The organism is Streptomyces bullii, from assembly GCF_042657145.1.
Classification (GTDB): domain Bacteria; phylum Actinomycetota; class Actinomycetes; order Streptomycetales; family Streptomycetaceae; genus Streptomyces; species Streptomyces bullii.
In genome coordinates this window covers 442,454-450,701 of the sequence record NZ_JBHSNY010000010.1, presented here as the reverse complement: position 1 = coordinate 450,701, position 8,248 = coordinate 442,454, and the positions used below count along the sequence as shown (strand labels likewise).

Here is an 8,248-nt window from a genome sequence, read left to right as displayed (position 1 = left end):
GGGGGGGGGGCCGTCGTCGCCGGTGCCTCCCGGGCCCGACTGGTCGCGCACGCGGCGGTCGTCGTGGCGGCGGCGGTGTACGGCGACAAGGTGAGCGAGGCGGCCCGGGCAGCAGGACGCCGGGGTCACTCGTGTGAGTGACGCTGTCCGTCTCGTTGCCGCGGCAGCCGTACGGTCGCGGTGTTCGCCGTTCCCGGAACCCCCGTACGCCCTGGCATCCTTGGCGGTGTACGCGTAGGAAACCGCGCGAGACGTCTCCCGCGCTGATTCCTTCTGTACTTTCTTCGTGACCGCCACTTTCTTCGTGACCGCCCGACCCGAACCAGGAGCCCCGGCCACGTGACGCCCGTGAGCAGCCCCTCGTCGCACGGTCAGTCGCCGCTGCGCACCGTGCAGGTGCTGGGCGGAGGCAACGCCGCCAGCAGCGCGCACGTGCGCTCCCTGGCCGCGGGGCTCGTCGCGCGGGGCGTGAAGGTCACGGTGTGCGCCCCCTTCGAGGCCGACCACGCCTACGACTTCACCGGCGTCGGCGCCGGCCATGTGCACGTGCCGCGCAGCAGCGATCCGGTGTCGGTGGCGGCCCTGCGGGCGGCCTGCGCGAACGCCGACCTGGTGCACGCGCACGGGCTGCACGCCTCCTTCCGTACCGTGCTCGCGCTCAGCGGGAGGCGCGTACGGACCCCGCTCGTGGTCACCTGGCACGACCGGGCGCACGCCGAGGGGGCGCGCGCCCAGCTGCTGCGGCTGCTGGAACGGCGGGTGGCGAAGGCGGCCACCGTGGTGCTCGGGACGACCTCCGCGCTGGTGGACCGGGCGCGCCGGACCGGCGCACGGGACGCGCGGCTGGCCGCCGTCGCCCTCCCGGGTCCCCGGCGGCCCGTCGAGCCCGACGATCCCGACCGGCAGCGCCCCAAGGCCCGGGCCGAACTCGGCGCCATCGGGCGCCCGTTGCTGATGGCCGTCGGCTCCCTGGAGCCGCACCGGGGGTACGACGTCCTGCTGGACGCCACGCGCGCGTGGCGCCGCCTCGATCCCGTGCCGCTGGTGGTGATCGCGGGGGAGGGGTCGCTGCGTGCCGCACTCCAGCAGCGCATCGAGGAGGAGGAACTGCCGGTCCGGCTCATCGGCCGGCGCGAGGACGTTCCGGAGCTGCTCGCCGCTGCCGATCTCGCGCTGCTGCCCAGCCGCTGGGAGGCACGCTCCGTCCTCGCCCAGGAAGCCCTCCTCGCGCGCGTGCCGCTCGTGGCGACCGCCGTCGGAGGCATCCCCGAACTCGTCGGCGACGCAGCCGAACTCGTCCCGTACGGGGACGCGCGGGCGCTCGCCGACGCCGTCGTACGCCTGCTCGGCGACCCCGAGCGCCGGGAACGGATGAGGGAGAAGGGCGTCCGGCAGGCGGCCACCTGGCCCACCGAGGACGAGACGGTCGCCCAAGTGCTCAGCATCTACGACGAGTTGACCCAGCCACAGCCCTTGCTCTGAGCAGGCTCCAGGCGCCGCCACATCTAAGCCACGTGGCGTCGTGCCCGCAGCGCCAGGCTCAGGGCCAGCACCGTCTGCGGGTCGTCGAGGTCCGTGCCGAGCAACTCGCCGATGCGGGCGAGCCGGTTGTAGAGGGTCTGCCGGTTGAGGTGCAGTTCGCGGGCCGTCTCCGCCTTGCGGCCCGCGTGGGCCAGGTAAGTCTCCAGGGTGGGCAGCAGCGGCGGTCTGGAGCGGTGGTCATGGTCCCGCAACGGGCCGATGGCGCGGTCCACGAAAGCCGCCAGGTCCGGATGGTCGCGCAGCCGCCACAGCAACAGGTCGATGTCGAGGCGGCGCGCGTCGTACCACGGGCGGTCCGGCAGCCCCTGCGCGGCGGTCGCCGTCTCCGCCGCGTGCCGCAGCCCCGCCGACGCAGCCGCCCAGCCGCCGGCCACCCCGACGACCACCACGGGCGGCTGCGCGCCCGGCCGCAGCATCCCGGCCCGCTCCGCACCGGCCCGCAGGGCCGCCGCGACCCGGTCTGCCACCGCCGGCCGCTCCGACTCCGCGCGCAGCCCGAGCAGCAGCGGCACACGGCCCTCCACCGGGCGTACGCCCAGCAGGACCGGCACGCCCACCGAGGCCAGCTCCTCCCCGACCGCGCGGGCCAGCACCGCCCAGGCACCGCCCGGGGCGAGGGTGTCGCCGAGCCGCATCACCACCGGCAGCAGCGGGCTGTCGCCCGGCCTGAAGCCCAGCACGCGCGCCTGCGCGGGCGCGTCCTGCGCGGTGATACGGCCCTCGGCGAGGTCGGTGAGGAAGTCGCCGCGTCCACGCGCCGCCAGCTCCTCCTCCTGGCGCGCCTGCATCAGCACCACGGCGAGGATGCCCGCTGCCCGCTCGGCCGCCATGCGGTGCACCGGCGCCAGCGCGGCCCGTACGGGGAGCAGCACCAGCCGGGCGCGCACGCCGGTGGTGCCGGGGCCGCCGCCCGGTACGTCCACCAGCAGCGAGCCCGCCAGGGGCGGCTGGTCCTTGTGCTGGCCCCGCAGCCCCTCCCACACCTGCAGCGGATCGGCGCCCTCGGGGCCCGCCCCGGCGGCGTACAGCAGACGGCCCTCCGCGGTCTCCAGGAAGACCGGGTTGTCGCTGAAGTCGGCCAGGATTTCGAGGACTTGGGGGATCCCGCCGCCACCCAGCAGTGCCTCCGTACAGCGACGGTGCACCTCCTCGGCGCGTTGCAGCAGCGCGTAGTGGCCGTTGACGATCTCGGTGTGGATCTCCTCCGTGACCGTCACGAACGGCACCTCGCGGTGCAGCTGGACGAGGGGCAGACCGGCCGCGCGGGCCGTGTCGACCAGAGCGGCGGGCAGGCGCGTGAAGCGCGGCCCGAGCTCCACGACGAGGGCCGCGATGCCCCGGTCGGCCAGGGTCCGCACGAACGCCCGCTGCTCGGCCGGCCGGGTGCCCAGGCCGTAGCCGGTGGTCAGCAGCAGCTCGCCGCCCTTGAGCAGCGAGGCGATGTGCGGCACCTCGCCCGCGTGCACCCAGCGCACCGTGCGCCCCAGCCGGTCCGCGCCCGCCAGCACCTCGGGCAGCCCGCCGCTCAGCCCGGGCAGCTCCAGCGCCCGCTGAACGGTGATCCCGGCGCCGTGCGTGTCGAATCCGCTGTCCATGCGCCGGACGCTACCCGCGCGCCCGCGTCCTGGACATCTCCGCACGGCGGGACCGCCCACTGCCGGGCCGCGGCCCGAGAGCCGATCACCACGGCGGATTGACGCGTGACCGCCCGGGTAGGGGCGCGGCCATGGACGTCAGCGTGGCAGCCGTTGCCCGCGCAGGCGCGGGCCTGCCCGGGGAGCCGCTGCGCGTTGCGACGGCCGACCCGCCCGGCTCCGGCGACGGCCGCCGACCCGGCGGGGGAACGCCCTCTGACGGCGCGCAGGCCCCGCTAGCCGCCGTACGCGCCCGAAGCCGTCAGCCGCAGAGCCGTGTCGATCAGTGGCACGTGGCTGAACGCCTGCGGGAAGTTGCCGACCTGGCGCTGCAAACGCGGGTCCCACTCCTCCGCCAGCAGACCGAGGTCGTTGCGCAGCGACAGCAGCTTCTCGAACAGCTTGCGGGCCTCGTCCACGCGGCCGATCATCGCCAGGTCGTCGGCCATCCAGAACGAGCAGGCCAGGAAAGCGCCCTCGTCGCCGGGCAGGCCGTCGACGCCCTCGTCGTCCCCGTGCGTCGGGTAGCGCAGGATGAAGCCGTCCGGCGTGGACAGCTCCCGCTGGATCGCCTCGATGGTGCCGATGACACGCTTGTCGTCGGGCGGCAGGAAGCCCATCTGCGGAATCAGCAGCAGCGAGGCGTCCAGCTCCTTCGAGCCGTAGGACTGCGTGAAGGTGTTGCGCTCCTTGTCGTAGCCCTTCTCGCACACGTCCCGGTGGATCTCGTCCCGCAGCTCCTTCCAGCGCTCCAGCGGGCCGTCCACGTCACCGGACTCGATCAGCTTGATGGTGCGGTCGACGGCAACCCAGGCCATCACCTTGGAGTGCACGAAGTGGCGGCGCGGGCCGCGCACCTCCCAGATGCCCTCGTCCGGCTCCTGCCAGTGGTCCTCCAGGTAGCGGATCAGCTTCAGCTGGAGCAGCGAGGCGTAGTCGCTGCGGGCCAGCCCCGTCATGTGGGCCAGGTGCAGGGCCTCGGTGACCTCGCCGTACACGTCCAGCTGGAGCTGGTGCGCGGCGCCGTTGCCGACCCGGACCGGGGCGGAGTTCTCGTAGCCGGGCAGCCAGTCCAGCTCCGCCTCGCCGAGCTCGCGCTCACCGGCGATGCCGTACATGATCTGCAGGTTCTCGGGATCGCCGGCCACCGCCCGCAGCAGCCACTCGCGCCAGGCGCGGGCCTCCTCGCGGTAGCCGGTGCGCAGCAGCGACGACAGGGTGATCGCCGCGTCGCGCAGCCAGGTGTAGCGGTAGTCCCAGTTGCGGACACCGCCGATGTCCTCCGGCAGGGAGGTGGTGGGCGCGGCGACGATGCCGCCGGTCGGGGCGTACGTCAGGGCCTTCAGCGTGATCAGCGAGCGGATCACGGCCTCGCGGTAGGGGCCGTGGTACGTACAGTGCTCGACCCACTCGCGCCAGAACTCCTCCGTCGCCTCCAGCGACTGCTCCGGCTCGGGCAGCGGCGGCGGCTCCTTGTGCGAGGGCTGCCAGGAGATGGTGAACGCGATCCGGTCACCCGGAGCGACCGTGAAGTCCGCGTACGTGGTCAGCGACTTGCCGTAGGTCTCGGCGTGTGTGTCGAACCACACGCTGTCCGGGCCGGCGACCGCCACCGTGCGCCCCTCGTGCTTGTGCACCCACGGCACCACGCGGCCGTACGAGAACCGCATCCGCAGGGCCGAGCGCATCGGAACGCGGCCCGAGACGCCCTCCACGATGCGGACGAGCTGCGGGGCGCCGTCACGGGGAGGCATGAAGTCGGTCACCCGCACCGTGCCGCGCTGGGTGTCCCACTCGGACTCCAGGATCAGCGAGTCGCCCCGGTAGCTGCGCCGGGCCGCGGTGGGCGGCTGCTGGTCGGAGGCGTGCGCGGGCCCGAGCCGCCAGAAGCCGTGTTCCTCATTGCCCAGCAGACCGGCGAAGATGGCATGCGAGTCGAAGCGGGGCAGGCACAGCCAGTCCACTGTCCCGTCCCGGCAGACCAGGGCAGCGGTCTGCATGTCTCCGATGAGTGCGTAGTCTTCGATGCGCCCGGCCACGTGCAACTCCAGTCGAACGGCCACGTCACCCCACAAAGGGGCTGTCGCTAGTGCGGTCAAGGGGTTCTTGTCATGCGTCGTTGAGCGATGAAGCAAAACAGCCGCTCTGCCGTGACGCAAAACGCCAATTGTTGCTCAACGAACTGCCGAGCTCTCGTTGTTCCGGTTGTCTACGGTCGGGGGTGGTGCCGTGTGGCCGGTCGGGCTCGGCAGCGAGTGTCCGAGCAGGATACGACGCACGTAGATGGTCTGTGTGCCGCTCCCGGCAAGGGGAGTACGCCGAACGAGTGAGCAACGGGTGAGAGAGCGGTGTGGGAGCGCGTGTCCGTGTCGGCGCGTGTGCGGAGCGTGGCCGGAAGCCATCCCCGCGCGGCGCTGATACGCTGGTAGCCCGTGGACCGGTGGGCCCCTTCCCCGGAGGGGAATCTTCGACAGGGAACCCCCGAACCGCAGCGACGGCACCCCGGAAACTTCCGGCAGGCAGCCGCACCGCACCCACAGACCGCGACCACGGGAGCCCCCTCTTGGCCATGCCGCCCGCTGCTTTCCGAAACAGCACAGCCACGACGACCAAGCACATCTTCGTCACCGGGGGTGTCGCCTCCTCTCTCGGCAAGGGCCTGACCGCCTCCAGCCTCGGCATGCTGCTGAAGGCCCGCGGTCTGCGCGTCGTGATGCAGAAGCTCGACCCGTACCTGAACGTCGACCCGGGCACGATGAACCCCTTCCAGCACGGTGAGGTGTTCGTCACCAACGACGGCGCCGAGACCGACCTGGACATCGGCCACTACGAGCGCTTCCTCGACCGCGACCTCGACGGCTCGGCCAACGTCACCACCGGCCAGGTGTACTCGACGGTGATCGCCAAGGAGCGGCGCGGCGAGTACCTGGGCGACACCGTGCAGGTCATCCCGCACATCACCAACGAGATCAAGCACCGCATCCGCCGCATGGCGACGGACGAGGTCGACGTCGTGATCACGGAGGTCGGCGGCACGGTCGGCGACATCGAGTCGCTGCCGTTCCTGGAGACCGTCCGCCAGGTCAGGCACGAGGTCGGCCGCGACAACGTCTTCGTCGTCCACATCTCCCTCCTGCCTTACATCGGGCCCTCGGGAGAACTCAAGACGAAGCCGACCCAGCACTCGGTTGCGGCGCTGCGCAACATCGGTATCCAGCCAGACGCGATCGTGCTGCGCTGCGACCGCGAGGTGCCCACGGCGATCAAGCGGAAGATCTCGCTGATGTGCGACGTCGACGAGGCCGCCGTCGTCGCCTGCCCCGACGCCCGCTCGATCTACGACATTCCGAAGACCGTGCACGGCGAGGGCCTGGACGCCTACGTCGTACGCAAGCTGGACCTGCCCTTCCGCGACGTGGACTGGACGACCTGGGACGACCTGCTCGACCGCGTCCACAACCCCGACCACGAGATCACCCTCGCGCTGGTCGGCAAGTACATCGACCTGCCCGACGCCTATCTGTCGGTCACCGAGGCGCTGCGCGCCGGCGGCTTCGCCAACCGGGCCCGCGTGAAGATCAAGTGGGTCACCTCCGACGACTGCAAGACCCCGGCCGGCGCCAAGGCGCAGCTGGAGGACGTCGACGGCATCTGCATCCCGGGCGGCTTCGGCGACCGCGGTGTGCTGGGCAAGGTCGGCGCGATCAAGTACGCCCGCGAGAACCGGATCCCGCTGCTGGGCCTGTGCCTGGGCCTGCAGTGCATCGTGATCGAGGCCGCGCGGAACCTGGCCGACATCTCCGACGCCAACTCCACCGAGTTCGACCCGGCCACCGCCCACCCGGTCATCTCCACCATGGCCGAGCAGCTCGACATCGTCGCGGGCGAGGGCGACATGGGCGGCACCATGCGGCTGGGCATGTACCCGGCCAAGCTGGCCGAGGGCTCGATCGTGCGCGAGGTGTACGACGGCAAGGAGTACGTCGAGGAGCGGCACCGCCACCGCTACGAGGTGAACAACGCCTACCGCGCGGAACTGGAGAAGAAGGCGGGCATCGTGTTCTCCGGCACCTCGCCGGACGGCAAGCTCGTCGAGTATGTGGAGTACCCGCGCGAGGTGCACCCCTACCTGGTCGCGACCCAGGCGCACCCCGAGCTGCGCTCGCGGCCGACGCGTCCGCACCCGCTCTTCGCCGGTCTGGTGAAGGCCGCTGTCGAGCGCCGGCAGGGCCAGGGCGCGGGGAAGAATTCCGAGTAACACACCAGTTGTACGGTGGCCGGGGTGCATACCTTCACAAGGTGAGCACCCCGGCTGCTTTTCCGGACGGCTTTGCGTACATGGAGGGACAGGGCATGACCATCAAGGACACCCCCGAGGAGTGGGAGATCCGGGCGACGGACACCCCCTTCGTGGGGAACAAGACCTCCGTCCGCACGGACGACGTGGTCATGCCGGACGGCACGGTCGCCACCCGCGACTACCAGGTGCACCCCGGCTCGGTGGCCGTCCTCGCGCTGGACGACGCCGACCGTGTCCTGGTCCTGCGCCAGTACCGTCACCCGGTGCGCCACAAGCTGTGGGAGATCCCGGCGGGCCTGCTCGACGTGCCCGGCGAGAACCCGCTGCACGCCGCCCAGCGCGAGCTGTACGAGGAGGCGCACGTCAAGGCCGAGGACTGGCGGGTGCTGACCGACGTCTACACCACGCCGGGCGGCTGCGACGAGGCGGTACGGATCTTCCTCGCCCGGGACCTGTCCGAGGCCGAGGGCGAGCGCTTCGAGGTGGAGCACGAAGAGGCCGACATGGAGATCGCCCGGGTGCCGGTGGCGGACGTCGTGCGCGGGGTGCTGGCCGGCGAGCTGCACAACAACTGCCTCGTCGTCGGAGTCCTCTCGCTCGTCGCCGCGCGCGACGGTGACGGACTCGACGCGCTGCGGCCGGCGGAGGCGCCGTGGCCGGCCCGTCCGTTCGAGGCCTGAATCCGTCCCGCACCGGCGGTGGCCGCGACGGCCGCACCGACCGTGGTGTGACCATCTGCTGATCCGATCGAGGGACCTGCCCGCCGCGCTCC

At 72.1% G+C, this 8,248-nt stretch carries 5 protein-coding genes; 3 read left to right on the top strand and 2 right to left on the bottom strand.

The genetic code is table 11. From position 1 onward, the window contains the following. Nucleotides 1-339: 339 nt before the first annotated feature. Entirely contained in the window at nt 340-1,482 is a 1,143-nt protein-coding gene (locus tag ACFPZJ_RS29220; protein ID WP_381027660.1) for a glycosyltransferase family 4 protein, read from the top strand. 23 nt (nt 1,483-1,505) lie between these two features. On the opposite strand, the gene ACFPZJ_RS29215 is transcribed toward ACFPZJ_RS29220, so the two are convergent. Next, entirely contained in the window at nt 1,506-3,137 is a 1,632-nt protein-coding gene (locus tag ACFPZJ_RS29215) for a PucR family transcriptional regulator (RefSeq protein WP_381027658.1), read from the bottom strand. Between the two features lie 275 nt (nt 3,138-3,412). Continuing rightward, a complete protein-coding gene (locus ACFPZJ_RS29210; protein ID WP_381027656.1) occupies nt 3,413-5,215 on the bottom strand; it encodes a glycoside hydrolase family 15 protein in 1,803 nt (600 codons plus the stop codon). A 530-nt stretch (nt 5,216-5,745) separates the two neighbouring features. Between ACFPZJ_RS29210 and ACFPZJ_RS29205 the strand changes: the two genes are divergently transcribed. Together ACFPZJ_RS29205 and ACFPZJ_RS29200 are read left to right on the top strand one after the other, a co-directional pair. Next, nucleotides 5,746-7,434 carry a CTP synthase gene (locus tag ACFPZJ_RS29205; RefSeq protein WP_381027653.1) on the top strand — a complete coding sequence of 563 codons (1,689 nt, stop codon included), beginning with the start codon at nt 5,746-5,748 and terminating at the stop codon, nt 7,432-7,434. Nucleotides 7,435-7,529: 95 nt separating this feature from the next. Further along, on the top strand, nt 7,530-8,156 hold the full coding sequence (locus ACFPZJ_RS29200; RefSeq protein ID WP_381027651.1) for an NUDIX domain-containing protein: 627 nt from the start codon (nt 7,530-7,532) through the stop codon (nt 8,154-8,156). Nucleotides 8,157-8,248: the final 92 nt, after the last annotated feature.

Bases quoted from the DNA above. Each gene is read 5' to 3' on its own strand.
- ACFPZJ_RS29215 (WP_381027658.1), bottom strand. From the start codon at position 3,137: ATGGACAGCGGATTCGACACGCACGGCGCCGGGATCACCGTTCAGCGG.
- ACFPZJ_RS29205 (WP_381027653.1), top strand. From the start codon at position 5,746: ATGCCGCCCGCTGCTTTCCGAAACAGCACAGCCACGACGACCAAGCAC.
- ACFPZJ_RS29200 (WP_381027651.1), top strand. From the start codon at position 7,530: ATGACCATCAAGGACACCCCCGAGGAGTGGGAGATCCGGGCGACGGAC.